At 38.9% G+C, this 24,741-nt stretch carries 24 protein-coding genes; 19 read left to right on the top strand and 5 right to left on the bottom strand.

Features of this window, described 5'->3' with window-relative positions; genetic code table 11:
* Positions 1-138 precede the first annotated feature (138 nt).
* The gene (glyS, locus tag HMPREF1116_RS11575) at positions 139-2,175 is read left to right on the top strand and encodes a glycine--tRNA ligase subunit beta (protein WP_001107507.1); all 2,037 of its coding nucleotides are present in this window, start codon (positions 139-141) and stop codon (positions 2,173-2,175) included.
* Between the two features lie 29 nt (positions 2,176-2,204).
* Entirely contained in the window at positions 2,205-2,462 is a 258-nt protein-coding gene (locus tag HMPREF1116_RS11570; protein WP_000187071.1) for a DUF896 family protein, read from the top strand.
* 242 nt (positions 2,463-2,704) lie between these two features.
* Here HMPREF1116_RS11570 and HMPREF1116_RS11565 read toward each other — a convergent pair whose 3' ends face one another.
* The 3 genes from HMPREF1116_RS11565 to HMPREF1116_RS11555 are packed head-to-tail and all read right to left on the bottom strand — an operon-like array spanning position 2,705 to position 5,521.
* Entirely contained in the window at positions 2,705-3,943 is a 1,239-nt protein-coding gene (locus tag HMPREF1116_RS11565; protein WP_000673684.1) for an NAD(P)H-dependent oxidoreductase, read from the bottom strand.
* Positions 3,944-3,960: 17 nt separating this feature from the next.
* A complete protein-coding gene (locus tag HMPREF1116_RS11560; protein WP_000915942.1) occupies positions 3,961-4,566 on the bottom strand; it encodes an NADPH-dependent FMN reductase in 606 nt (201 codons plus the stop codon).
* 34 nt (positions 4,567-4,600) lie between these two features.
* Positions 4,601-5,521: an FAD:protein FMN transferase gene (locus HMPREF1116_RS11555; protein WP_025171319.1), complete on the bottom strand. Its 921-nt coding sequence runs from the start codon at positions 5,519-5,521 to the stop codon at positions 4,601-4,603.
* 317 nt (positions 5,522-5,838) lie between these two features.
* Here HMPREF1116_RS11555 and nox point away from each other — a divergent pair, with 317 nt between their 5' ends.
* The gene (nox, locus tag HMPREF1116_RS11550; protein ID WP_000036803.1) at positions 5,839-7,218 is read left to right on the top strand and encodes a H2O-forming NADH oxidase; all 1,380 of its coding nucleotides are present in this window, start codon (positions 5,839-5,841) and stop codon (positions 7,216-7,218) included.
* Positions 7,219-7,311: 93 nt separating this feature from the next.
* Here the strand turns inward: nox and HMPREF1116_RS11545 are convergent, their stop codons facing one another.
* Together HMPREF1116_RS11545 and HMPREF1116_RS11540 are read right to left on the bottom strand one after the other, a co-directional pair.
* Positions 7,312-8,169, bottom strand: coding sequence for a YitT family protein (locus HMPREF1116_RS11545; RefSeq protein WP_000943915.1), 858 nt, complete (start codon positions 8,167-8,169; stop codon positions 7,312-7,314).
* 62 nt (positions 8,170-8,231) lie between these two features.
* Positions 8,232-9,887, bottom strand: coding sequence for an Rqc2 family fibronectin-binding protein (locus HMPREF1116_RS11540; RefSeq protein ID WP_000006762.1), 1,656 nt, complete (start codon positions 9,885-9,887; stop codon positions 8,232-8,234).
* A 104-nt stretch (positions 9,888-9,991) separates the two neighbouring features.
* Here HMPREF1116_RS11540 and ybeY point away from each other — a divergent pair, with 104 nt between their 5' ends.
* The 16 genes from ybeY (at position 9,992) to prsA (ending at position 24,567) form a co-directional block, all read left to right on the top strand.
* Positions 9,992-10,489 carry an rRNA maturation RNase YbeY gene (ybeY, locus tag HMPREF1116_RS11535; protein ID WP_000275150.1) on the top strand — a complete coding sequence of 166 codons (498 nt, stop codon included), beginning with the start codon at positions 9,992-9,994 and terminating at the stop codon, positions 10,487-10,489.
* Entirely contained in the window at positions 10,470-10,865 is a 396-nt protein-coding gene (locus HMPREF1116_RS11530) for a diacylglycerol kinase family protein (protein ID WP_000378151.1), read from the top strand. The genes ybeY and HMPREF1116_RS11530 overlap by 20 nt, the downstream gene beginning before the upstream one ends.
* A 16-nt stretch (positions 10,866-10,881) precedes the next feature.
* On the top strand, positions 10,882-11,781 hold the full coding sequence (gene era / locus HMPREF1116_RS11525; RefSeq protein WP_000143255.1) for a GTPase Era: 900 nt from the start codon (positions 10,882-10,884) through the stop codon (positions 11,779-11,781).
* A gap of 48 nt (positions 11,782-11,829) precedes the next feature.
* Complete coding sequence (mutM, locus tag HMPREF1116_RS11520) at positions 11,830-12,654, top strand: DNA-formamidopyrimidine glycosylase (protein ID WP_001114615.1); 825 nt, start codon at positions 11,830-11,832, stop codon at positions 12,652-12,654.
* Complete coding sequence (gene coaE, locus HMPREF1116_RS11515) at positions 12,654-13,259, top strand: dephospho-CoA kinase (protein ID WP_000516161.1); 606 nt, start codon at positions 12,654-12,656, stop codon at positions 13,257-13,259. The genes mutM and coaE overlap by 1 nt, the downstream gene beginning before the upstream one ends.
* On the top strand, positions 13,246-14,445 hold the full coding sequence (locus tag HMPREF1116_RS11510; RefSeq protein WP_001156292.1) for a multidrug efflux MFS transporter: 1,200 nt from the start codon (positions 13,246-13,248) through the stop codon (positions 14,443-14,445). Before coaE ends, HMPREF1116_RS11510 begins: the two co-directional genes overlap by 14 nt.
* Positions 14,445-14,594: a 50S ribosomal protein L33 gene (gene rpmG, locus HMPREF1116_RS11505; RefSeq protein WP_001809104.1), complete on the top strand. Its 150-nt coding sequence runs from the start codon at positions 14,445-14,447 to the stop codon at positions 14,592-14,594. The genes HMPREF1116_RS11510 and rpmG overlap by 1 nt, the downstream gene beginning before the upstream one ends.
* Positions 14,595-14,633: 39 nt before the next feature.
* On the top strand, positions 14,634-14,867 hold the full coding sequence (gene secG / locus HMPREF1116_RS11500) for a preprotein translocase subunit SecG (RefSeq protein ID WP_000282514.1): 234 nt from the start codon (positions 14,634-14,636) through the stop codon (positions 14,865-14,867).
* Positions 14,868-14,965: 98 nt separating this feature from the next.
* A complete protein-coding gene (rnr, locus tag HMPREF1116_RS11495; protein WP_000653286.1) occupies positions 14,966-17,308 on the top strand; it encodes a ribonuclease R in 2,343 nt (780 codons plus the stop codon).
* Positions 17,271-17,738: an SsrA-binding protein SmpB gene (gene smpB / locus HMPREF1116_RS11490; protein ID WP_001051741.1), complete on the top strand. Its 468-nt coding sequence runs from the start codon at positions 17,271-17,273 to the stop codon at positions 17,736-17,738. The genes rnr and smpB overlap by 38 nt, the downstream gene beginning before the upstream one ends.
* A 14-nt stretch (positions 17,739-17,752) precedes the next feature.
* Positions 17,753-18,613, top strand: a complete 861-nt coding sequence (tehB, locus tag HMPREF1116_RS11485) for an SAM-dependent methyltransferase TehB (protein WP_000413783.1) — start codon at positions 17,753-17,755, stop codon at positions 18,611-18,613.
* A gap of 198 nt (positions 18,614-18,811) precedes the next feature.
* On the top strand, positions 18,812-19,960 hold the full coding sequence (locus HMPREF1116_RS11480; RefSeq protein ID WP_001139564.1) for a DUF1887 family protein: 1,149 nt from the start codon (positions 18,812-18,814) through the stop codon (positions 19,958-19,960).
* A gap of 95 nt (positions 19,961-20,055) precedes the next feature.
* Positions 20,056-21,012, top strand: coding sequence for a competence protein CoiA (locus tag HMPREF1116_RS11475; protein WP_000477856.1), 957 nt, complete (start codon positions 20,056-20,058; stop codon positions 21,010-21,012).
* Positions 21,013-21,030: 18 nt separating this feature from the next.
* Positions 21,031-22,833 carry an oligoendopeptidase F gene (gene pepF, locus HMPREF1116_RS11470; protein ID WP_000244113.1) on the top strand — a complete coding sequence of 601 codons (1,803 nt, stop codon included), beginning with the start codon at positions 21,031-21,033 and terminating at the stop codon, positions 22,831-22,833.
* A gap of 5 nt (positions 22,834-22,838) precedes the next feature.
* Complete coding sequence (locus HMPREF1116_RS11465) at positions 22,839-23,552, top strand: O-methyltransferase (RefSeq protein ID WP_000241074.1); 714 nt, start codon at positions 22,839-22,841, stop codon at positions 23,550-23,552.
* 73 nt (positions 23,553-23,625) lie between these two features.
* A complete protein-coding gene (gene prsA, locus HMPREF1116_RS11460) occupies positions 23,626-24,567 on the top strand; it encodes a peptidylprolyl isomerase PrsA (protein ID WP_000728085.1) in 942 nt (313 codons plus the stop codon).
* The last annotated feature ends 174 nt before the right edge of the window (positions 24,568-24,741 follow it).

Here is a 24,741-nt window from a genome sequence, read left to right as displayed (position 1 = left end):
AAATCCACTTTGATGAGACTGTTGGAAATCTTTGTCAAGAAGACAGAAGATTTCCCCACAGACTTACAAAGTTAGTTAGCAAGGTCCCCAGTACCTAAGGTGCCTATCAAAAAGAAGAAATTTTGTAAAGGAAAAAACATGGCAAAAAACTTATTAGTAGAACTAGGACTTGAAGAGTTACCAGCCTACGTTGTTACACCAAGTGAAAAACAACTAGGTGAAAAAATGGCAGCCTTTTTGAATAATAACCGCCTTTCATACGAAGGAATTCAAACTTTTTCAACTCCACGTCGTTTGGCTGTTCGCGTACTTGGCTTGGCAGACCAACAAACAGATTTGACTGAAGATTTTAAAGGACCTTCTAAAAAAATTGCTTTGGATGCAGAAGGAAATTTCTCTAAAGCAGCGCAAGGGTTTGTCCGTGGTAAAGGCTTGACTGTAGATGATATCGAATTCCGTGAAATTAAGGGTGAAGAATATGTCTACGTAACTAAGCATGAGGCTGGAAAACCAGCTGAGGAAGTTTTGACTGGAATTCCAGAAGTATTGGCTAGCTTAAGCTTCCCAGTAAGTATGCACTGGGCAAACAATACCTTTGAATATATCCGTCCAGTCCATACGTTGACAGTTCTTTTGGATGATGTGGCACTCGATATGGATTTCTTAGATATTCATTCAGGAAGAGTTAGCCGTGGACATCGTTTCCTTGGTCACGAAGTAGAAATTCAGCATGCTGACAGCTATGAAGAAGACCTGCGCAAAGTTTATGTTATTGCAGATAGCATTGAACGCGAAAATATGATTCGTGAACAAATTAAGGCTATCGAAGCTGCAGAAGGTGTTCAGGTACAAATTGATGAAGGACTCTTGAATGAAGTTCTGAATTTGGTTGAATACCCAACTGCCTTCATGGGGAATTTTGATCCTAAGTACCTAGAGGTTCCAGAAGAAGTTTTGGTCACTTCAATGGAAACTCACCAACGCTACTTTGTAGTACGTGACCTTGATGGAAATCTAAAACCAAACTTTATTTCTGTTCGTAACGGAAATGCAGAGTATTTGGATAATGTTATCCGAGGAAATGAGAAAGTCTTAGTTGCACGTCTGGAAGATGGAGAATTCTTCTGGCGTGAAGACCAAAAACTCAAGATTGAAGATCTTGTAGCCAAGTTATCTCATGTAACTTTCCACGAAAAGATTGGTTCACTTCGTGAGCACATGATTCGTACTGGGCAAATTGCTATTCTTTTGGCAGAAAAAGCAGGTTTATCAGTTGATGAAACTGTTGACCTTGCTCGTGCTGCAGCCATTTATAAGTTTGACCTCTTGACTGGTATGGTTGGTGAATTTGATGAGCTTCAAGGGATCATGGGTGAGAAATATGCTCTTCTCGCTGGTGAGAATGCAGCAGTAGCACAAGCTATTCGTGAACACTACCTTCCAGATTCTGCAGATGGTGCTCTTCCTGAGTCTAAAGTCGGAGCTATCCTTGCACTAGCTGATAAATTGGATACTCTCTTGTCCTTCTTCTCTGTTGGTTTGATTCCATCTGGTTCAAATGACCCTTATGCTCTTCGTCGAGCAACACAAGGGATTGTCCGTATCTTGGAAGACTTTGGCTGGAATATTCCAATGGACGAATTGATTGCTAGCCTTTATGCTTTATCATTTGATAGCCTAACTTACGATAATCAAGAAGAAGTGCTTAACTTCATCAAAGCTCGTGTTGATAAGATGATGGGTTCTACTGCAAAAGATATTAAGGAAGCTGTTCTAGCAAGCTCAAACTTTGTTGTTGCAGATATGATTGAAGCAGCAGAAGCACTGAAAGAAGCATCTCTAAATAGTGACTACAAACCAGCTGTTGAATCCTTATCTCGTGCCTTTAACCTAGCGGAAAAAGCAGAAGGTTCAGTCAAAGTTGATACTAGTCTCTTTGAAAATGAACAGGAAAAAGAACTAGCTCAAGCAGTAGAAAATCTAGAATTGAAAGGTTCAGCTAGTGATAAATTAACGCAGTTATTTGCTCTTAGTCCTGTTATTGATGCATTCTTTGACAATACTATGGTTATGGCAGAGGATGTTGATGTTAAGAATAATCGCCTAGCTATTCTAACTGAACTTGTGAATAAAGCAAAAACTGTCGCTGCTTTTAATCTTCTTAATACAAAATAGAAATTAAAAAGTAGATTGGAGGTCCAAATATGACACCAGAAAAAATCGCTCGTATTAATGAGCTTGCCAAAAAGAAAAAAACAGAAGGCTTGACTGCAGAAGAAAAAGTAGAACAAGCTAAACTTCGTGAGGAATATATCGAAGGCTATCGTCGTTCGGTTCGTCATCACATTGAAGGAATCAAAATCGTAGATGAAGATGGAAATGATGTGACTCCTGAAAAACTTCGTCAGGTACAACGTGAAAAAGGCTTGCATGGTCGTAGTCTTGACGATCCAAATTCATAATTTTGAGATATAGAAAACTCGGTTAGGGAAATCTAACCGAGTCTTTGTTTTTTTAAAAGGAACCTAAAGAGGTTCCTTTAGTATTAAATTTTATACTCTTCGAAAATCAAATTCAAACCACATCAGCTTCACCTTGCCGTATATATGTTACTGACTTCGTCAGTTCTATCTACAACCTCAAAGCAGTACTTTGAGCAACCTGCGGCTAGCTTCCTAGTTTGCTCTTTGATTTTCATTGAGTATTAGTTACTTGCACCAGAAGTAGCGTCTGCATCTCCATGGCCGCCGTCAGCTGAGTCAGAAGCCCCAGAAGTAGCATCTGCGTCGCCATGACCTCCAGCAGCAGGAGCAAAAGGTCCGCTACCACCTACCAAGCGTTGACCTGTTTCTTTCAAGTACCAGTCAAGCCATGGTTGGAAGTTAAAGACAATTTCATTGATACCAGCATATGAACCGTCAGGATAGTACATAGCTTGGTAGTTGTGAGTGTTGATAACACCAGCAGGTGAACCAGGAACGATTGTACGTACGTATTCTTGGTTACCATTGCGAAGTGTTCCAATAACCCACTCAACATTTTTCATACGTGCTGGTGGGAGAGAACCGTGAACGGTTGACATACGGCTACCAGATTGAGATGGTACACGTTTTGCAAACATTGTATCAGGATCTTGGTGAGCATTGTTGTAGTAGAGGAATTGGTTGTTATCGTCAGCGTATGTCAATTCAAAAGGCATAGCTTTCAAGAACATATCGATTTGGTTAACAGTCAAGATACCATGGTCAAGTTTAACATATGTATCACCTGAAACAGCACCTGTGATTTCTGCAACTTTTTCTACCCAGTTTGGATCGTCAGGATCAACTTCTGTAATAGTTGTAGCGATTGGTTTTCCACAATCCAAGTCTTCTGGTTCAATTGGTTTTGGTTTTTTCAATTTAGAAACGACTCCTACGTATTTGACAAAGTTATCTAAACAAGTTTCAAGGAATTTAACAGTTCCTTCGTTGATAATATTTCCGTTAGCATCAAAAGCTTCTTTAGCTTTTCCAAGAAGGAATTCATTCCCTGGAAGAGTATAGGCATTTACACCTGGAGCGTCAAGAATCTTACGAAGGTGAACTTGCGCACGAGAAGTTCCTTGGTCGTAGTAAGAAGCACCCACGATCATCACTGGTTTGTTTTCGAATGGATGTACTTCATATGAAAGCCATTCAAGAACTGACTTGAGTGAAGCAGAAATTGTATGGTTGTGCTCAGGAGTAGCAATAATCACACCATCAGCACGAGTAATTTTGTTGTAAAGAAGGCGCAACTGGAAGCTTTCGTCCCATTTTTCGTCTTGGTTAAACATTGGAACTTCATCGATTTCAAGAACTTCTAATTCAAATTTTAGTTTGAAGTTACGACGGATGAATTCCAAGAGTTTGCGGTTATATGATTGGTCGTAGTTTGATCCAACAAGTCCAACAAATTTCATTCTTTCGATCTCCTATCTTACAAATTTTCCCAGTCAAATTCTTCTGCATCTTTACGAAGAAGTTCTTGTGCATTACGTAATTTTTCAGTAATCTTGACAAAGATACGGAAGTCATCAAAGATGGCATCCAATTTCTTGATTACATCAAGATCTACCAAGTCACCATTCTTATCGAATGCTTGAAGAGAATGAGAGAGCAAGAACTCATCTGGGAGAACATTTGCTTTAATTTCTGGTGCATTCAAGATTTGACGGAGTTGCAATTGAGCACGTGATGAACCGAGTGTACCGTATGAAGCACCTGTGATCATCACTGGTTTGTTAAGAAGTGGAAATACTCCATAAGAAATCCAAGCAAGAGCGCTCATAAGAACAGCAGGAATTGAGTGATCGTATTCAGGAGTACCGATAATCACACCATCAGCTGCTTCAATTTTTGCAACAATTTCTAAGGCTTCTGCAGGAATAAGTTTATCTGCAGGTTTGTTGAAGACTGGTAGGTCTTTAATTTCTACCAATTCGATTTCTGCTTTATCAGCAAAGTGTTTTTGCATATATTGAAGCAGTTGGCGGTTTGTGGAACGTTTAGAGTTAGTTCCTACAATAGCAATAAGTTTTAGCATGAGCTTTCCTTTCTCTTTTTGCATTATTTATTATTTATCTTTGGATACCGGATGAACAAGCGATATGTCCATCTTTATCAATAAGGATGGCTTCGATTCCATCGATATTTTCGATTTGCCACATGATAGAAGCGCTACGTTCACCAAACAATCGTGTGGTCCATATCTCACCATCAACTGAGCGGTCAGATATAATCGTTAAACTAGCCAAATCCGTCTCAATAGGATAGCCAGTTTCGCTGTCGAAAATGTGATGATAATCCTTTCCATCGATTTCAAGATGCCGTTCATAAATTCCAGATGTAACAACTGACTTTCCAGTAATAGATAAGGTCATCAGGTGATTCCCACGTGGATGATTAGGGTCTTGAATACCAATTTGCCAAGGTTGTCCATTTCTGGCTTGGTTATTACCAATGGTAAGGATATTTCCCCCAAGATTGATAAGAGCAGAAGTGACACCATTTTCTTTTAAGAAAGTAGCAACCTTATCTGCGCTATAGCCCTTCGCTAAACAACCTAAATCAATTTTCATTCCTTTCTTTTCTAAGAAAACAGTAGAAGAAATTGAATCAAGTTTGATAAAACGGGGATCTATCAATGGTAAAACCGAAGAAATTTCTTCAGGACTAGCAACTTTTGCATCGGAAAAACCAATACGCCAGGTTTGTACCAAAGGACCAATGCTGATATTGAGATGACTTCCAGGAGCTAGACTGTGTTCTAATCCTAAAGAAATCAGTTCAAACAGATCAGGGTGTACCTTAACTGGGGCAATTCCCGCCTGATAGTTAATTTCCATCAATTCCGATTCGATACTATTTGCATTAAATCGAAATTCAAGTTCTTTTAGCAAATCAAAAGCTTGACGGAGAAGATTATCCGCTTGTTCATGTACCAAGGAAATAGTAATCGTAGTTCCCATTAACCGTTCAGATAATGAACTGAGAGGCAAAGAATCAACTCCCTTCAAATCAATTGGAAATAGTTGTAAATCCAGATATGAAAGCAATCTGAAGATTTAAATTTCATTTCCATATAAATAGAATATCATAAAGTCAGCGTTTTCACAAATTATTTTTTACAAAAAGTCAAGAAATATGCTTGAATAAATAAAAAATGTGCAAAAAACTTTGGAAAGGTTGAAAATAAATTAATATATATTTCAAAAAAATTTCAAAAAAACAGCAAACTAGTCAAAAAGCTTGTAAACGCTCACAGATAATGATATACTAGAAAGGTAAATAAAAAATTAAAGGTAGGAATTATCTTATGAGTAAAATCGTAGTCGTGGGTGCTAACCACGCTGGAACTGCTTGTATCAACACTATGTTGGACAATTTTGGAAGTGAAAATGAAATCGTTGTCTTTGACCAAAACTCAAACATTTCATTCCTAGGATGTGGAATGGCTCTTTGGATTGGTGAGCAAATCGATGGTCCAGAAGGTCTCTTCTACTCAGATAAAGAAAAATTGGAAGCAAAAGGTGCTAAAGTTTATATGAACTCACCAGTTCTTTCAATTGACTATGATAACAAAGTTGTAACTGCTGAAGTTGATGGAAAAGAACACAAAGAATCATACGAAAAATTGATCTTTGCGACTGGTTCAACTCCAATCTTGCCACCAATCGAAGGTGTTGAAATTGTTAAGGGTAACCGCGAATTCAAAGCAACTCTTGAAAATGTACAATTCGTTAAATTGTACCAAAACGCAGAAGAAGTTATCAACAAACTTGCTGACAAGAGCAAACATCTTGAGCGTATCGCTGTTGTCGGTGGTGGATACATCGGTGTTGAGCTTGCTGAAGCATTTGAACGTCTTGGAAAAGAAGTTGTCCTTGTTGATATCGTAGATACAGTCTTGAACGGTTACTACGATAAAGACTTCACGCAATTGATGGCTAAGAACTTGGAAGACCACAATATCCGCTTGGCACTTGGACAAACTGTTAAAGCTATCGAAGGTGACGGTAAAGTTGAACGCTTGATCACTGACAAAGAAACATTCGATGTTGACATGGTTGTTCTTGCAGTTGGTTTCCGTCCTAACACAGCTCTTGCTGATGGCAAGATTGAACTTTTCCGCAACGGTGCCTTCCTTGTAGACAAGAAACAAGAAACATCACTTCCAGGAGTATTCGCTGTGGGTGACTGTGCGACTGTTTATGACAACGCTCGTAAAGACACTAGCTACATCGCTCTTGCATCAAATGCTGTACGTACTGGTATCGTAGGTGCTTACAATGCTTGTGGACATGAACTTGAAGGAATCGGTGTTCAAGGATCAAACGGTATCTCAATCTATGGTCTTCACATGGTTTCAACTGGTTTGACTCTTGAAAAAGCTAAAGCTGCAGGCTACAATGCTGTTGAAACAGGCTTCAACGATCTTCAAAAACCAGAATTTATGAAACATGACAACTATGAAGTAGCAATCAAGATTGTCTTTGATAAAGATAGCCGTGAAATCCTTGGTGCTCAAATGGTATCACGTGATTCAGCAATCAGCATGGGAATTCACATGTTCTCATTGGCTATCCAAGAACATGTTACAATCGACAAGTTGGCATTGACAGACCTATTCTTCTTGCCACACTTCAACAAACCATACAACTACATCACAATGGCTGCACTTACAGCTGAAAAATAATGACTTGTAAAACGGAAGATTTTTTTCTTCCGTTTTTATCATCAAAAAAATAGTAACTTCGAATTTGAAGTTACTATTTTTGTTGTCTATATATTAGGAAGTTTCTTCATTCACAAATGTGAAGCCTTCCCCAAGAATTTCGTGAGCTTCAGTGATGGTGATAAAGGCCTTAGGATCAATCGTATGAATCAATTCTTTCATCTTAATCATTTCATTTCTTGCTACGATACAGTAGATAATTTTTAAATCTTTTTGACTGTAGTAACCTTGTCCAGATATGAAGGTGACACCTCGACCTAACTCTTCATTGATTTTATCTGCCACTTCCATAGGCTTTTGAGTGATAATCATAAAACCTTTTCCAGCATATCCGCCTTCACCAATCAAGTCAATAACTCTAGAAACGATGAAGTCAAATAGAAGTGTATAAGTAACGAGACGAAGGTCTTGGAAGATAATTAAAATGAGCATTAAGATAAGGAAGTCTAATGCAAAGAGTAATTTCCCCACGGAGATATTGGTGTACTTGTTCAGGATTCGAGCGACGATATCTGTTCCTCCAGTGGTACCACCAGCATTGAAGATAATACCCAGACCAAGTCCTAAAAGAACACCCGCAACTAATGCAACAATGACCAGATCTCCTTCAAGATTAAAGTTGAGAGGAATCTTCTCAAAGATTGCTAACCACATGGATAAGGAAATGGTTCCGAGTAGGCTGCTGTATAGGGTCTTTGCACCAAATATTTTCCAGGCTAGAATGAATAATGGGATATTGATGATGAGGTTCATCACGGAGATAGGGATGTTAAAGAGATAATAGGTAATCAAGGTGATTCCCGTTGCTCCACCCTCGAATAAGTGGTGGGGCACAACAAAATACGTGAGTCCGAAGGCATAAATGGCTGCTCCGAATATAATGGTTAAAATAGATTTGATATGCCGTAGCATTGAATGCACCTCCCATTTTTATTTGAGTCTATAGCAGTAACAGCCCACAAGTATACAAGACTTTATTTGATTTTCATGGACTGAATTTTTTCAGGGTCGGGTGTAACACGGAGGGTCTTTTGCCCAGTATAGGTGACAAAACCAGGTTTTCCACCAGTTGGTTTGTTGAGTTTTTTAACTTCAATCATATCTACCTGAACGAGATTTGAGAGACGTCCCTTAGAGAAGTAGGCTGCAAGTTCTGCAGCGTCTGTTTTTACCTCATCAGTCGGATTGAGATTGCCTGAGATAACAACATGACTTCCAGGGATATCCTTAGCGTGGAACCAGAGTTCTTCTTTACGGGCCATTTTAAAGGTCAATTCCTCGTTTTGTAGGTTATTGCGCCCTACATAGATGATCGTTTTTCCATCACTAGCTAGATACTGCTCAGGTTTTTGCCGTTTCTGGATTTTTTCCCTTTGTCTTCTGCGGATAAATCCTGTTTGGATCAATTCTTCGCGAATTTCAGCAATTTCATCGAGTCCGGCTTGATTGAGTACCGTTTCGACACTTTCTAGATAGAGAATGGTTGCCTTGGTTTCTTCAATCAGGTCAGTCAAGTATTTAACAGCTTCTTTTAATTTCTGATAGCGTTTGAAGTAGCGTTGAGCATTTTGGTTTGGAGTTAAAGCTTTATCAAGTGCAATCGTGATAGGCTGGTTGGTGTAGTAGTTTTCTAAAATGACCTGATCTTGGTCATTGGGAACTTGATGAAGGAAAGTGGTTAGTAACTCACCTTTTTGACGAAATTCTTCTGCATTTTCGGTAGCCAGAAGTTCTTTTTCCTGTTTCTTTAGTTTTTGACGATTCTTTTGTAGTTCATTTTCAACTCGACGTATGAGTTCGCTAGCCTGTTGTTTCACACGGTCACGTTCGGCTTTATCCTTATAATAGATATCAAGTAATTGTGAAAGACTGTCAAAATTCTCCGCTGTTTTACTAGAAAAAGGCACACAAGAAAAGGATTTATCTGTTAGGCAAGGTTTGGTTTCTTGTCCAAAGAAGTTCCGGAAAGTGGCTAGTTTATCATTAAGCAGTTGTCTTTCTAACTCGGTTGCTGTATCTCTTCCCAAACCTTGAAAGAGGTTTTGAAGGTTTTTAGCAGTTAACTCTTGGGTTTGTAGAATCTCAAAGAGTTTTTCGTCCTTGACCATAAAAGGATTGAGAGCTTCTGTACTTGGAGGAGCGATATAAGTAGCACCTGGTAATAAGGTACGGTAGCTATTTTGAGAGAAACCGATATGCTTGATAACTTCAAGAATTTTGTGACTAGACTTATCTACAAGGAGAATATTGCTGTGTTTGCCCATAATCTCGATAATAAGCGTGGCTTGGATATGGTCCCCAATCTCGTTTTTATTGGAAACCGTGATTTCCACGATACGATCGTTTTCAATTTGCTCGATTGACTCGATAACTGCTCCTTGAAGGTACTTTCTCAATACCATAATAAAAGTAGATGGCTGAGCAGGGTTTTCAAAGGTGGACTCTGTTAACTGGATGCGTCCAAAAACTGGATGGGCAGACAGGAGCAAACGATGGCTTTGGCGATTGCTACGGATTTGCAGGACCAATTCTTGGTCAAAGGGTTGATTAATCTTTTGGATGCGACCATTTAGTAGTTCAGTTCGCAATTCCTCAACCATGTGGTGTAAAAAAAATCCATCAAATGACATGGTTCTCTCCTCGTGAATGTATTCCATAGTATTATATCAAAAAGGTAGAATAAAATCATAGAAATGTGATATAATAAAGCCAAGTAAAGAGAATCGAGAAGCACATGTATATTGAAATGGTAGATGAAACTGGACAAGTTTCAAAAGAAATTTTAGAACAAACACAGGAAATTTTAGAATTTGCTGCAAAAAAAATTGGAAAAGAAGACAAGGAAATGGCGGTCACATTTGTGACCAACGAACGAAGCCATGAACTCAATCTAGAGTTTCGTGATACCGATCGTCCAACAGATGTTATCAGTCTTGAATATAAGCCGGAGTTAGAGATTGCCTTTGATGAGGAAGATCTGGAAAATGATCCCGACTTGGCAGATATGATGTCAGAATTTGATGCTTATATCGGTGAGCTTTTCATTTCCATTGATAAGGCACATGAGCAAGCTGAGGAGTACGGTCATAGTTTTGAACGTGAAATGGGCTTCTTGGCAGTGCACGGCTTTTTACACATTAACGGCTATGATCACTACACTCCCGAGGAAGAAGCGGAGATGTTCGGTTTACAAGAAGAAATTTTGACAGCCTATGGACTCACAAGACAATAAACGAAAATGGAAAAATCGTGACCTAATCTCCAGTTTAGAATTTGCCATTACAGGGATTTTTACTGCGATTAAGGAAGAACGTAACATGAGAAAGCATGCAGTGACGGCTCTAATAGTTGTCCTTGCAGGTTTTGTTTTTCAGGTGTCACGAATCGAATGGTTATTTCTACTTTTGAGCATTTTCATGGTAGTAGCTTTTGAGATTATTAATTCAGCTATTGAAAATGTAGTAGATTTGGCTAGTCACTATCACTTTTCTATGTTGGCAAAAAAAGCTAAAGACATGGCAGCTGGTGCCGTGCTTGTGGTCTCTCTTTTTGCCGCTTTGACAGGTGCACTTATCTTTCTCCCACGGATTTGGGATTTATTATTTTAAACAGTAAGAGGAAATTATGACATTTAAATCAGGCTTTGTAGCCATTTTAGGACGTCCAAATGTAGGGAAGTCAACTTTTTTGAATCACGTTATGGGGCAAAAGATTGCCATCATGAGTGATAAGGCGCAGACAACGCGCAATAAAATCATGGGGATTTACACCACTGATAAGGAGCAAATCGTCTTTATCGATACTCCTGGAATTCACAAGCCTAAGACAGCACTCGGAGATTTTATGGTAGAGTCAGCCTATAGCACCCTTCGTGAGGTGGATACTGTTTTATTCATGGTGCCTGCTGATGAAGCGCGTGGTAAGGGTGATGATATGATTATCGAGCGTCTTAAAGCTGCTAAAGTTCCTGTAATTTTGGTGGTCAATAAGATTGACAAGGTTCATCCAGACCAGCTCTTGGCTCAAATTGATGATTTCCGTAATCAGATGGATTTCAAGGAAATTGTTCCTATTTCAGCCCTTCAGGGAAATAACGTTTCTCGTCTAGTCGATATTCTCAGTGAAAATCTTGAGGAAGGTTTCCAATATTTCCCTGCGGATCAAATTACTGACCATCCAGAACGATTCTTGGTTTCTGAGATGATTCGTGAAAAGGTCTTACACTTAACTCGTGAAGAAATTCCACACTCAGTTGCAGTAGTGGTGGACTCAATGAAAAGAGACGAGGATACAGACAAGGTTCATATTCGAGCAACTATCATGGTCGAACGTGATAGCCAAAAAGGTATTGTCATCGGTAAAGGTGGTGCCATGCTCAAGAAAATTGGGACTATGGCCCGTCGTGATATCGAGCTTATGCTAGGGGACAAGGTCTTCCTAGAAACTTGGGTCAAGGTTAAGAAAAACTGGCGAGATAAGAAGCTAGATTTGGCTGACTTTGGCTATAACGAAAAAGAATATTAAGAAGAGGTGGGCAGTAGCCTGCTTCTTGTTTTTAGAGAAGGAGGAGTTATGCCTGAATTACCTGAAGTCGAAACGGTTCGACGAGGTCTTGAAAAACTGATTCTAGGGAAGAAGATTTCGAGTATAGAAATTCGCTATCCCAAGATGATTAAGACAGATTTGGACGAGTTTCAAAATGAAGTGCCTGGTCAAGAGATTCAATCGATGGGGCGCCGTGGCAAGTATTTACTTTTCTACTTGACAGATAAGGTTTTGATTTCTCATCTACGGATGGAAGGCAAGTATTTTTATTATCCAACCAATGTTCCTGAACGTAAGCATGATCATATTTTCATCCAGTTTGAAGATGGTGGTACTTTAGTTTATGAGGATCTACGCAAGTTTGGCACTATGGAATTGCTTGCTCCTGAACTCTTAGATGCTTACTTTGCATCTAAAAAGCTTGGACCAGAACCTACTGAGCAAGATTTTGATTTAGGAAGATTTAAACGAGCCTTGAAAAGGTCAAAAAAACCTATTAAATCTCATTTACTTGACCAGACGCTAGTTGCAGGATTGGGAAACATTTATGTAGACGAAGTACTCTGGAGGGCCAAGGTTCACCCTTCTAGACTTTCTAACAGTTTAACTGCTCAAGAGGCCAGAAAAGTCCATGATGAAACGATTAAGGTTTTAGGAAAGGCTGTTGAAAAGGGTGGTTCAACTATTCGCACCTATACCAATGCATTTGGAGAAGATGGCACCATGCAAGAATTTCATCAGGTCTATGATAAAACTGGGCAATCTTGTTCGTGTTGTGGAACCGTAATTGAGAAATTTCAGCTCGGCGGGAGAGGCACTCACTTTTGTCCAAACTGTCAAAGGAGGGACTGATGGGAAAAATAATCGGAATCACAGGCGGTATTGCTTCTGGGAAATCGACCGTTACAGAATTTCTAAGGCAAAATGGGTTTGAAGTAGTGGATGCAGATGCCGTGGTTCACCAACTACAAAAACCCGGTGGACGACTTTATCGGATTTTAGTGGATCATTTTGGGGAGAATATCCTTCTTGAGAATGATGAATTGAATCGACCATTACTTGCCAGTCTTATCTTTTCTAACTCTGAGGAGAGAGAGTGGTCTAAACAAACTCAAGGCCAAATTATCCGTGAAGAATTGTGGGATTTGAGAGACAAGTTAGCTCAGACTGAGGACGTATTTTTCATGGATATTCCATTACTTTTTGAGCAAGACTATGCTTCATGGTTTGATGAAACTTGGCTAGTTTATGTAAGTCGAGATACCCAGCTGGATCGCTTAGTGAAACGAGATTGTTTGACTATAGATGCAGCACAAGCCCGTCTTTCCTCCCAGTGGCCCTTAGAAGAAAAGAAAAAATTGGCTACTTGTGTAATAGATAATAATGGCAGTCGAGAGCAACTTTTGAGTCAGGTAGTGAAATTACTTGAAGGAGGCTATATCCATGCAAGAGATTAGTTGGAAGGATAATCTTCGTATTGCTTGGTTTGGTTGCTTTTTAACGGGGGCCAGCATTTCTCTTGTTGTTCCTTTCATGCCTATTTTTGTGGAACAGTTAGGAGTTAAAGGGGATCAAGTTGCCTTTTATTCAGGTTTAGCTATATCTGTTTCTGCAATTTCTGCAGCCTTTGTATCACCAATTTGGGGAATATTAGCAGACAAGTATGGTCGAAAACCTATGATGATTCGTGCAGGGCTAGCCATGACCATTACCATGGGCGGTTTAGCTTTCGTTCCAAATGTTTTCTGGCTCTTGTTCTTACGATTCCTTAATGGAGTTTTTACAGGATTTGTTCCAAATGCAACAGCCTTGATTGCTAGTCAAGTACCCAAAGATAGGTCTGGATACGCTCTAGGGACTTTATCAACTGGTGTTGTCGCTGGAACTTTGACTGGCCCCTTTGTCGGTGGACTCATTGCCGAAATTTTTGGCATTCGAAATGTCTTTTTATTAGTTGGTAGTTTCCTATTTTTGGCTGCTTTCTTAACCATTCTTTTTATCAAAGAAAAATTCCAACCAGTATCGAAAGAAAAAGCCCTTCCCACAAGAGAACTTTTTACCTCTGTCAAATACCCTTTTATCCTGTTGAATCTATTTCTAACTAGTTTTGTGATTCAATTTGCCGCCCAATCTATCGGTCCCATCCTTGCCCTTTATGTACGAGATTTGGGACAGAAAGAGAATCTTCTTTTTGTCTCTGGTTTGATTGTATCCAGTATGGGATTTTCAAGTATGATGAGTGCAGGTATCATGGGTAAATTAGGTGATAAAGTGGGCAATCATCGACTCCTTGTCGTAGCTCAGGTATATTCAGTTTTCATATATCTATTATGTGCAAATGCGACTAGCCCATTCCAATTAGGCTTCTATCGTTTTCTATTTGGTCTGGGGACAGGAGCTCTGATCCCTGGTGTAAATGCACTCCTTAGCAAGATGACCCCCAAATCAGGCATTTCAAGGGTATTTGCCTTTAATCAAGTCTTCTTTTATCTAGGAGGAGTGATAGGTCCCTTAGCAGGATCAGCAGTAGCGGGACAATTTGGCTATCACTCAGTATTTTATGCAACAGCTCTTTGTGTAGCTCTCAGTTGTTTATTTAACCTTATCCAATTTAGAACATTATTAAAAGTGAAGGAAATCTAGTGCGAGTAAAAATCAATCTCAAATGCTCCTCTTGTGGTAGCATCAATTATCTAACCAGTAAGAACTCCAAAACCCATCCAGACAAGATTGAGGTCTTAAAGTATTGTCCTAAAGAAAGAAAAGTGACTCTACATCTTGAATCTAAGTAGAAATTATGGTAGAATAATAGGGATTTTAAGGAGTTTGATATGTATAACCTATTATTAACCATTTTATTAGTATTATCTGTTGTGATTGTGATTGCAATTTTTATGCAACCAACTAAAAACCAATCTAGCAATGTATTTGATGCCAGTGCAGGTGATTTGTTTGAACGTAGCAAAGCGCGCGGTTTTGAAGCTGTGATGCAACGTTTGACAGGAATTTTAGTCTTTTTCTGGCTAGCCATTGCCTTAGCATTGACGGTATTATCAAGTAGATAAGAAAATAATGGGCGGGACTAGGTCTTTGCCTATTTTTATTTTTAAAAGAAATAAGGTTTTACACCAAAAAGAAAATATTATAAATCTAGAAAGTAAACATGAAAGATAAAATAAAAGAATATTTACAAGAGAAGGGGAGTGTCACAGTCAATGACTTGGCCAGTGCTCTCGGGAAGGATGGTTCAAAGGACTTCCGTGAGTTAATCAAAACTCTCTCCTTGATGGAACGTAAGCACCAGATTCGCTTTGAAGAAGATGGTAGTTTAACCCTAGACCAGAAGAAAAAACATGAGATTACTCTAAAAGGAATTTTCCATGCCCATAAAAATGGGTTCGGTTTTGTAAGTCTTGAAGGCGAAGAAGACGATCTTTTTGTTGGAAAAAGTGATGTTAACTATGCCATTGATGGCGATACTGTTGAAGTTGTCATCAAGAAAGTTGCTGACCGTAACAAAGGAACTGCTGCAGAAGCAAAGATTATCGACATCCTAGAGCACAGTTTAACGACAGTTGTTGGGCAAATTATTCTCGATGAGGAAAAGCCTAAGTATGCAGGTTATATCCGTTCTAAAAACCAAAAAATAAGTCAACCGATTTATGTGAAAAAACCATCTCTCAAGCTAGAAGGGACAGAAGTTCTCAAGGTCTTTATCGATAAATACCCAAGTAAGAAACACGACTTCTTTGTGGCGAGTGTCCTAGATGTTGTGGGACATTCAACGGATGCAGGGATTGATGTCCTTGAAGTCCTAGAGTCTATGGATATTGTCTCAGAGTTTCCAGAGGCTGTTCTGCAAGAAGCGGAAAGTGTACCTGATGCTCCATCCCAAAAAGACATGGAAGGCCGTCTGGACCTGAGAGATGAAATTACATTTACCATAGATGGAGCAGATGCTAAGGACTTGGACGACGCAGTTCACATCAAGCTATTGAAGAATGGAAATTTTGAACTTGGAGTTCATATCGCGGATGTTTCTTATTATGTAAAGGAAGGTTCTGCTCTTGATAAGGAAGCCCTAAATCGTGCGACTTCCGTCTATGTGACAGACCGAGTTGTACCAATGCTGCCAGAACGACTTTCAAATGGCATCTGTTCTCTTAATCCTCAAGTGGACCGCTTGACTCAGTCTGCCATTATGGAGATTGACAAAAATGGTCGGGTTCGTAATTACACCATTACGCAGACAGTTATCAAGACAAGTTTCCGTATGACTTATAGTGATGTGAATGATATCCTAGCAGGTGATGAGGAGAAGAGACAAGAGTATAAGAAAATTGTTCCTAGCATTGAACTCATGGCTAAGCTCCATGAAATTCTTGAAGGTATGCGGATTAAGCGTGGAGCTCTTAATTTTGATACCAATGAAGCTAAAATATTGGTTGACAAGCAAGGGAAACCAGTAGATATTGTTCTTCGTCATCGCGGTACTGCAGAACGTATGATTGAGTCCTTTATGTTGATGGCAAACGAAACAGTTGCAGAGCATTTTAGCAAGCTTGATTTACCTTTTATCTATCGTATCCATGAGGAACCTAAAGCTGAAAAAGTTCAGAAATTTATTGATTACGCTTCTAGTTTTGGTTTGCGAATCTACGGAACTGCTAGTGAGATTAGTCAGGAAGCCCTCCAAGACATCATGAGTGCTGTTGAAGGTGAGCCTTATGCGGATGTTCTCTCTATGATGCTTCTGCGTTCGATGCAACAGGCTCGTTATTCTGAGCATAACCATGGGCACTATGGCCTGGCAGCGGACTATTACACTCACTTTACCAGTCCGATTCGCCGTTATCCGGACCTCTTGGTTCACCGTATGATTCGTGACTATGGACGTTCCAAGGAAATAGCAGAACATTTTGAACAGGTCATTCCAGAGATTGCGACCCAGTCTTCAAATCGTGAGCGCAGAGCTATTGAGGCAGAGCGTGAAGTTGAAGCCATGAAAAAAGCTGAATACATGGAAGAGTTTGTGGGTGAAGAGTATGATGCAGTCGTTTCAAGTATCGTCAAGTTTGGTCTTTTTGTTGAATTACCAAATACAGTCGAAGGCTTGATTCACATTACTAATTTACCTGAGTTCTATCATTTTAACGAACGTGATTTGACTCTTCGTGGGGAGAAATCAGGGATAACCTTCCGTGTGGGACAACAGATACGTATTCGTGTTGAAAGAGCCGATAAGATGACTGGTGAGATTGATTTCTCCTTTATTCCAAGTGAATTTGATGTCATTGAGAAAGGCTTGAAACATTCTGGCCGTAAGGATAGAGGTCGTCGTTCGGATAAGAAAGAAGACAAGAGAAAAGCTAGTCGCTCAAATGATAAGCGTAAGCATTCTTCAAAAGACAAGAAGAAAAAAAGTAAGAAACCTTTTTATAAGGAAGTAGCAAAGAAAGGAGCTAAGCATGGCAAAGGGCGAGGGAAAGGTCGTCGCGCAAAATAAAAAAGCGCACCACGACTATACTATCGTAGATACGCTAGAAGCAGGAATGGTCCTGACAGGAACTGAAATCAAGAGTGTTCGAGCAGCCCGCATCAATCTGAAAGATGGGTTTGCTCAGGTTAAGAATGGGGAAGTTTGGCTGAGCAATGTCCATATCGCTCCTTATGAGGAGGGCAACATCTGGAATCAGGAACCAGAACGTCGTCGTAAACTTCTCCTTCATAAAAAGCAAATCCAGAAATTGGAGCAAGAAACCAAAGGGACAGGGATGACTCTGGTTCCACTTAAAGTCTACATCAAAGACGGCTATGCCAAGCTTCTTTTAGGACTTGCTAAAGGAAAACATGACTACGATAAACGTGAGTCGATTAAACGTCGTGAGCAAGACCGAGACATTGCGCGTGTTATGAAAGCAGTTAACCATCGATAGAAAGAGTGAAGGAAATGGAAAAACTAGTTGCCTATAAACGAATGCCAGTATGGAATAAAGACACCATGCCTGAAGCTGTTCAAAGAAAACACAATACCAAGGTCGGAACCTGGGGCAAGATTACCGTATTAAAAGGGGCTCTTAAGTTTATTGAATTGACTGAGGAGGGAGAAGTTATAGCTGAGTACCTCTTTGAAGCGGGTGCTGATAATCCGATGGCGCAACCTCAAGCTTGGCACCGTGTAGAAGCTGCCACAGATGATGTGGAGTGGTATTTAGAATTTTATTGTAAGCCGGAAGATTATTTCCCTAAGAAATACAATACCAATCCAGTTCATTCGGAGGTTTTAGAAGCTATGCAGACGGTCAAGCCATGTAAGGCACTAGACCTAGGATGTGGTCAAGGAAGAAACGCCCTCTTTCTCGCTCAACATGGATTTGATGTCACAGCTGTAGATCAAAATGAGTTATCCCTTGAAATCTTGCAAAGTATCGTAGAGCAAGAAGATTTAGAGATGCCTGTCGGTCTCTACGATATCAATTCAGCTAGCATAGGACAAACTTACGATTTTATCGTATCGACAGTTGTACTCATGTTTTTACAAGCAGATCGTATTCCTGCTATAATTCAAAATATGCAAGAACAAACATCTATCGGTGGCTATAATTTGATCGTTTGTGCTATGGATACAGAGGATTATCCATGTTCTGTTAATTTCCCATTTACCTTCAAAGAGGGTGAGTTGGCAAATTACTACAAGGACTGGGAATTGATCAAGTATAATGAAAATCCTGGTCATTTGCACCGTCGTGACGAAAATGGCAATCGTATCCAACTACGCTTTGCGACCATGTTGGCAAGAAAAGTAAAATAAAAATCTTAAAACGAATAGCTATCCATTTCTATTCGTTTTTTCATATAAAGACTTGAGGGCCAATCAACTGAATTATGCTATACTAGATGTGTAGAAAATGCTTAAGACAATCTCTTAACCCATATTTCTATGAAGTTTATTCTAAGTAATTTTAAATTTTCCATACAACTAGTAAATTTTTAATAGGGAGGTAGCGATATGCCTAGTCTTTTAGTCGAACTTTTTGATCATCACACTATCGAGAAAAATGTTTATCAGACTTTTATTTGTGGTTGTGATGAGGTTTTATTTCTCTCCCTGAAAAAAATTGCAGAAGATGAAAGATTGGCCTTGAAACATTTTTTGCTGAATCAAGTTTCCCATGTAAAGCAAGTGCATTTTCGGCAAATAAGTCTAGATAAGATTACGGATGATTTGAATCTTTTCTTGACTAACTATGATTCAGTGACCTTAGATGTTTTTGGAGGAGATTCGATATTAGCTATTTTTCTGTATCAGTATGGTTTGGAAAAGCAATTACCGATTATTGCAATAGATATTGAGAAAGGAAAACAATTTAAATGGAAAATGGGTAAAGTGGAGAAGGAAGAGTTAGTGATTCCTAACCTAACCATTGAACAGTTGATGGCCTTAAGGGGTGGTAAACTCATCAAAGCGAAACAACCTAAATACAGTCCGAAACAAATTACTACCATCAAAAAACTAGCAAACTATGCAATTTTAAACCCAGAAGAATGGTATCTGATCACTCAATTCTTTGCATTAGCAAAAACAACTGATTTCCACGCTGAAACAGCAAGAGTTTTGGAAAGTAACGGTAAAAAGTACCCTTATCCAGAATCTATGATTCCTCTACTAACAGAAGCTAACTTGATTCATATTGATGAGGAAAGTTCCGATCATATTAGTTACACTTTTTCTAGCCCCGAGGCACAATTGCTCTGTCGCACTAAAGGTCATATTTTAGAATTATATCTCTATCTTTTAGCGATAGAGTCAGAGTATTTTGATGAATGTATGATAGGGGCAGAAATTGACTGGAATGGTATTTTCCCTGAAGTTGATAATGTACAAAATGAAATTGATGTTGTCCTCCGTAAAGGTCAATCTATTATTTTTATATCTTGTAAAATGACAGACTTGTCTGTGGAAGCTATTAATGAACTAGAGGTATATGCTAATCATTTTGCTGGTGAAACTTGTTTGAAATTAATTGTTTGCTCTGGCAAAATCAATCCCGTATATAACCATCGCTGTCAAGAGTACGGTGTGTTGGTGATTAAACAAGATCAAATTTCAAATTTGATTCCCATGTTACAAAAACAGATCAAAAAGCATAAAATATGAGCTGGGTTAAAGAATTATCCTCAAAATATAATGGAAAGGCTGGTTTTCTCAGCCTTTTTCTTATACTTTTCGAATAAAGTAGAAGAGGAGGTTTTATGTTCTTAGCTAGAGATGAAAATGGGAGGTTAGTCAATGCCTTGGAGGATGAACTAGTCAAACAAGCTTATTATTGTCCAGCTTGTGGAACAAGTGTTCGCATGAGAAAAAGGAAAAATGTGAGAAGGCATTTTGCGCATGAAAGTCTCAAAAAATGTGATTTTTTCCATGAAAATGAAGGACCAGAGCATCTGGAAAACAAGAAAAGACTGTTTTATTGGGCTAAGGAGAATGATGAGGTTGAAATGGAATATCCCATACCTGAACTGAAGCAGATTGCTGATATCTTTATCAACAAGCAACTAGCTCTAGAAATTCAGTGTAGTCCCATTTCTTGTGAACTTTTACGGGAGAGAAGCAATGGTTATCGAAGTTTGGGAATTCAAGTTCTTTGGCTACTAGGAGAAAAGCTCTGGCTAAAAGAACGACTAACTCAACTTCAGAGAGATTTTCTTTACTTTAGTAATAACATGGGCTTTCATATTTGGGAGTTAGACCATAAAAAACAAGTTTTGAGACTCAAGTACCTCCTCCACCAAGATTTGAAAGGGAAACTCCATTATCAGGTCAAGGAATTTCCTTATGGCAAAGGAAATCTTCTAGAAATATTACGGACTCCTTATCAGCAACAAAATATTATCACTTTTTCAGTGAAACAGGACAGGAACATTTGTCATTACATTCAAAAACAACTCTACTATCAAAATCCCTATTGGATGAAGCAACAAGCCAAGGCCTACTTGAGAGGGGAGAACCTTTTGAATCTGAAGAATCAAGACTGGTATCCTCAAGTAAGGCCGATAGAACATGATTCTTTTTGTCAAATTAAACAGGATATTAGTGATTATTATCGCAACTTTCGAATTTATTATCAAAAAAATCCTCAAACTGAGTTACAAAAGCTCTATCCACCTGCCTTTTATCAGCAATATTTCTTAAAAAATATGGTAAAATAGAAAGGATGGAGGAAACTTATGGTATTACAACGAAATGAAATCAATGAAAAAGATACATGGGATCTATCAACGATCTTTGAATCTGACCAGAAATGGGAAGAAGAACTCGCCCTTTTAACGGAAGATACAAAACAAGCAGCTAGTCTTGAAGGACATCTCTTGGATAGTGCAGAAAGCCTTCTTGACATTACAGAGCGTTATCTGGACTTGAGTCGTCGTCTTGAAAAACTTTATGTCTATGCACATATGAAAAACGACCAAGATACACGAGTAGCTAAATATCAAGAATACTATGCAAAAGCAATGACTCTTTATAGTCAACTTGATCAAGTCTTCTCTTTCTATGAACCAGAATTTATGGCTATTACAGAAGACCAGTATCAAAACTTTTTAGCAGAAGAACCAAAACTCCAGCCTTATAAACACTTCTTTGATAAACTATTGCAAAATAAGGACCATGTCCTTTCACAACGTGAAGAAGAGTTGCTTGCAGGTGCTGGGGAAATCTTCGGTGCTGCTAGTGAAACCTTTGCTATTTTAGATAATGCAGATATCGTCTTTCCATTTGTTAAAGATGAAGATGGAAATGAAGTTCAATTATCACACGGCGTTTATATGCGCTTGGTAGAATCTAAGAATCGTGAGGTTCGTCGTGGAGCTTATGAAGCCCTCTATGCTACTTATGAGCAATACCAGCACACTTACGCTAAAACCTTGCAGACCAATGTTAAAGTGCAAAACTACCGTGCCAAAGTCCGTAACTACAAGAGTGCGCGTGAAGCAGCTCTTGCGGCAAACTTTGTGCCAGAAAGTGTTTATGATAATCTAGTATCTGCTGTTCGTAAGCATTTGCCACTCTTGCATCGTTATTTGGCTCTTCGTTCAAAAATCTTGGGTATTCCAGACCTCAAGATGTACGATGTCTACACTCCATTGTCTTCAGTGGAATACAGCTTTACTTATGAGGAAGCCTTAAAAAAAGCGGAAGAATCTTTGGCAGTTCTTGGTGAGGATTACTTGAGTCGTGTTAAACGTGCCTTCAGCGAACGTTGGATTGATGTATATGAAAACCAAGGCAAGCGTTCAGGTGCATATTCAGGTGGATCATACGATACAAATGCCTTCATGCTTCTTAACTGGCAGAATAACCTAGATAATCTCTTTACTCTTGTACATGAGACAGGACATAGTATGCATTCTAGCTATACACGTGAAACCCAGCCTTATGTATACGGAGACTACTCAATCTTCTTGGCAGAAATTGCTTCAACTACTAATGAAAACATCCTAACAGAAAAATTATTGCAAGAAGTTCAAGATGATGCAACACGCTTTGCCATTCTCAACAACTTCTTGGATGGTTTCCGTGGAACAGTATTCCGCCAAACTCAATTTGCTGAATTTGAACATGCTATCCACCAAGCCGATCAAAATGGTGAAGTCTTGACAAGTGAGTTCCTCAACAACCTCTATGCTGACTTGAACCAAGAATATTATGGCTTGAGTAAGGAAGATAATCCTCAAATCCAGTATGAGTGGGCTCGAATTCCTCATTTCTACTATAACTATTATGTATATCAGTATTCAACAGGCTTTGCAGCTGCTTCAGCCTTGGCTGAAAAGATTGTTCACGGTAGCCAAGATGATCGTGACCACTATATCGACTACCTCAAGGCAGGGAAGTCAGACTATCCACTCAATATCATGCGTAAAGCGGGTGTTGATATGGAAAAAGAAGATTACCTCAACGATGCCTTTGCAGTCTTTGAACGCCGTTTGGATGAGTTTGAAGCCCTTGTTGAAAAATTAGGATTGGCATAAGGCAGATGGTAAAGTCTTATAGTAAAAATGCCAATCATAACATGCGACGTCCTGTTGTCAAGCATGAGATTGTCGAGTTCATGCGCCACAGACAAAAGCAGGTGACGGGTTCCCTAAAAGAACTAGAAAACTTTGCTCGCAAGGAGAATATTCCTATCATTCCTCATGAAACCGTCGCTTATTTTCGTTTCCTTATGGAAACCATTCAACCAAAAAACATTTTGGAAATCGGGACGGCTATTGGATTTTCAGCACTTTTAATGGCAGAGCATTCACCTAAGTCAAAAATTACAACTATTGACCGAAATCCTGAGATGATTGGTTTTGCCAAAGAAAATTTTGCAAAATTTGATAGCCGCAAACAAATCACTCTCTTAGAAGGTGATGCGGTAGATGTCCTGTCAACGTTGACAGAGACTTATGATTTTGTATTTATGGATTCTGCCAAGTCCAAATACATCGTCTTTCTACCAGAAATCCTCAAACACCTCGAAGTAGGTGGAGTCGTTGTCTTGGATGATATTTTCCAAGGAGGAGATATTGCGAGGGATATCATGGAAGTCCGACGTGGACAACGGACGATTTATCGTGGCTTGCAAAGACTATTTGATGCAACCTTAGAGAATCCTGGTTTAACCGCTAGCTTGATTCCACTTGGAGATGGGATTCTCATGCTAAGAAAGAATCAATCAGAAGTAGAACTGCCTGATATTGATTGATTTCAGATATTTTTAAGACAATTTGGTAAAATAGATAAGGTAAACCTTTATTTAGTGAACAAAAGGAGTAAACATGAAGAAAAAACTAATGGCGGGAGCCATCACATTGTTGTCAGTAGCTACTTTGGCTGCTTGTTCAAACAGTTCTGAAGGAACTGACTTGATTAGCATGAAAGGCGATGTTATCACTGAGCATCAATTCTTTGAAGAAGTCAAAAATAATGCGACTGCTCAACAAGTCTTGCTGAATATGACCATTCAAAAAGTTTTTGAAAAACAATATGGTTCAGAAGTAAGTGATAAAGAAGTAGATGATGCAGTTGCAGAAGAACAAAAGAAATACGGTGATAGCTATCAAACGATTCTCGCCCGTTCAGGTATGACTGCAGAAAGCCGTAAAGCTCAAATTCGTACAAGTAAATTAGTTGAGTATGCTGTTAAGAAAGCCGCTGAAGCTGAATTAACAGACGAAAACTATAAAAAAGCATTTGAAGAGTATACTCCAGAAGTAACGGCTCAAATTATTAAACTTGACAGTGAAGATAAGGCTAAGGAAGTTCTTGCCAAAGCAAAAGAGTCTGGAGCTGACTTTGCACAACTTGCAAAAGACAATTCTACAGACGAAAAGACAAAAGAAAATGGTGGAGAAATTACTTTTGACTCTGCATCAACAGAATTACCAGACGTAGTTAAGAAAGCAGCTTTTGCGCTTGATGTCAACGGAATTTCTGATGTAATCACTGCTCCAGGAACTCAAGCTTATACAAGTAGTTTCTACATTGTTAAGTTGACGAAGAAATCAGAAAAATCTTCTAACTTGGATGATTATAAAGAAAAACTTAAAACAATCATTTTGACTCAAAAACAAAATGATGCAACCTTTGTTCAAGGTGTTATTAGTAAAGAATTACAAGATGCCAACATTAAAGTTAAAGATCAGGCCTTCCAAAATATCTTTACACAATACATCAAAGGCGAAACAACTTCTGACAGCAGCAGTAGCGCCTCAAACTAAGATAGTAATGAACTACCTTCCTCTGTTTGGAAGGTAGTTTTTAAGTTTATAAAATATCAACATTATAGTTTTAAAAGTCCTAGTAACTTAAAACGCTCGATAGATCGGATAAGGGGAACACTCAAGACATTCTAGTCCAGAGTCTGTTTTGAGTAAAATTCGAATGTTTATACT

This window comes from Streptococcus sp. SK140 (assembly GCF_000259525.1).
In the GTDB taxonomy this organism is placed as follows: Bacteria; Bacillota; Bacilli; order Lactobacillales; family Streptococcaceae; genus Streptococcus.
This window is presented reverse-complemented; position numbering and strand designations above follow the sequence as displayed.

Excerpts from the sequence above, each read along its gene's own strand:
- HMPREF1116_RS11480 (WP_001139564.1), top strand. The coding sequence starts at position 18,812 with ATGCCTAGTCTTTTAGTCGAACTTTTTGATCATCACACTATCGAGAAA.
- smpB (WP_001051741.1), top strand. The coding sequence starts at position 17,271 with ATGGCAAAGGGCGAGGGAAAGGTCGTCGCGCAAAATAAAAAAGCGCAC.
- HMPREF1116_RS11570 (WP_000187071.1), top strand. The coding sequence starts at position 2,205 with ATGACACCAGAAAAAATCGCTCGTATTAATGAGCTTGCCAAAAAGAAA.
- rnr (WP_000653286.1), top strand. The coding sequence starts at position 14,966 with ATGAAAGATAAAATAAAAGAATATTTACAAGAGAAGGGGAGTGTCACA.
- prsA (WP_000728085.1), top strand. The coding sequence starts at position 23,626 with ATGAAGAAAAAACTAATGGCGGGAGCCATCACATTGTTGTCAGTAGCT.
- HMPREF1116_RS11565 (WP_000673684.1), bottom strand. The coding sequence starts at position 3,943 with ATGAAATTTGTTGGACTTGTTGGATCAAACTACGACCAATCATATAAC.
- HMPREF1116_RS11540 (WP_000006762.1), bottom strand. The coding sequence starts at position 9,887 with ATGTCATTTGATGGATTTTTTTTACACCACATGGTTGAGGAATTGCGA.
- glyS (WP_001107507.1), top strand. The coding sequence starts at position 139 with ATGGCAAAAAACTTATTAGTAGAACTAGGACTTGAAGAGTTACCAGCC.
- mutM (WP_001114615.1), top strand. The coding sequence starts at position 11,830 with ATGCCTGAATTACCTGAAGTCGAAACGGTTCGACGAGGTCTTGAAAAA.
- HMPREF1116_RS11475 (WP_000477856.1), top strand. The coding sequence starts at position 20,056 with ATGTTCTTAGCTAGAGATGAAAATGGGAGGTTAGTCAATGCCTTGGAG.
- HMPREF1116_RS11560 (WP_000915942.1), bottom strand. The coding sequence starts at position 4,566 with ATGCTAAAACTTATTGCTATTGTAGGAACTAACTCTAAACGTTCCACA.
- HMPREF1116_RS11545 (WP_000943915.1), bottom strand. The coding sequence starts at position 8,169 with ATGCTACGGCATATCAAATCTATTTTAACCATTATATTCGGAGCAGCC.
- secG (WP_000282514.1), top strand. The coding sequence starts at position 14,634 with ATGTATAACCTATTATTAACCATTTTATTAGTATTATCTGTTGTGATT.
- nox (WP_000036803.1), top strand. The coding sequence starts at position 5,839 with ATGAGTAAAATCGTAGTCGTGGGTGCTAACCACGCTGGAACTGCTTGT.
- pepF (WP_000244113.1), top strand. The coding sequence starts at position 21,031 with ATGGTATTACAACGAAATGAAATCAATGAAAAAGATACATGGGATCTA.
- ybeY (WP_000275150.1), top strand. The coding sequence starts at position 9,992 with ATGTATATTGAAATGGTAGATGAAACTGGACAAGTTTCAAAAGAAATT.
- era (WP_000143255.1), top strand. The coding sequence starts at position 10,882 with ATGACATTTAAATCAGGCTTTGTAGCCATTTTAGGACGTCCAAATGTA.
- HMPREF1116_RS11530 (WP_000378151.1), top strand. The coding sequence starts at position 10,470 with ATGGACTCACAAGACAATAAACGAAAATGGAAAAATCGTGACCTAATC.
- tehB (WP_000413783.1), top strand. The coding sequence starts at position 17,753 with ATGGAAAAACTAGTTGCCTATAAACGAATGCCAGTATGGAATAAAGAC.
- coaE (WP_000516161.1), top strand. The coding sequence starts at position 12,654 with ATGGGAAAAATAATCGGAATCACAGGCGGTATTGCTTCTGGGAAATCG.
- HMPREF1116_RS11510 (WP_001156292.1), top strand. The coding sequence starts at position 13,246 with ATGCAAGAGATTAGTTGGAAGGATAATCTTCGTATTGCTTGGTTTGGT.
- HMPREF1116_RS11465 (WP_000241074.1), top strand. The coding sequence starts at position 22,839 with ATGGTAAAGTCTTATAGTAAAAATGCCAATCATAACATGCGACGTCCT.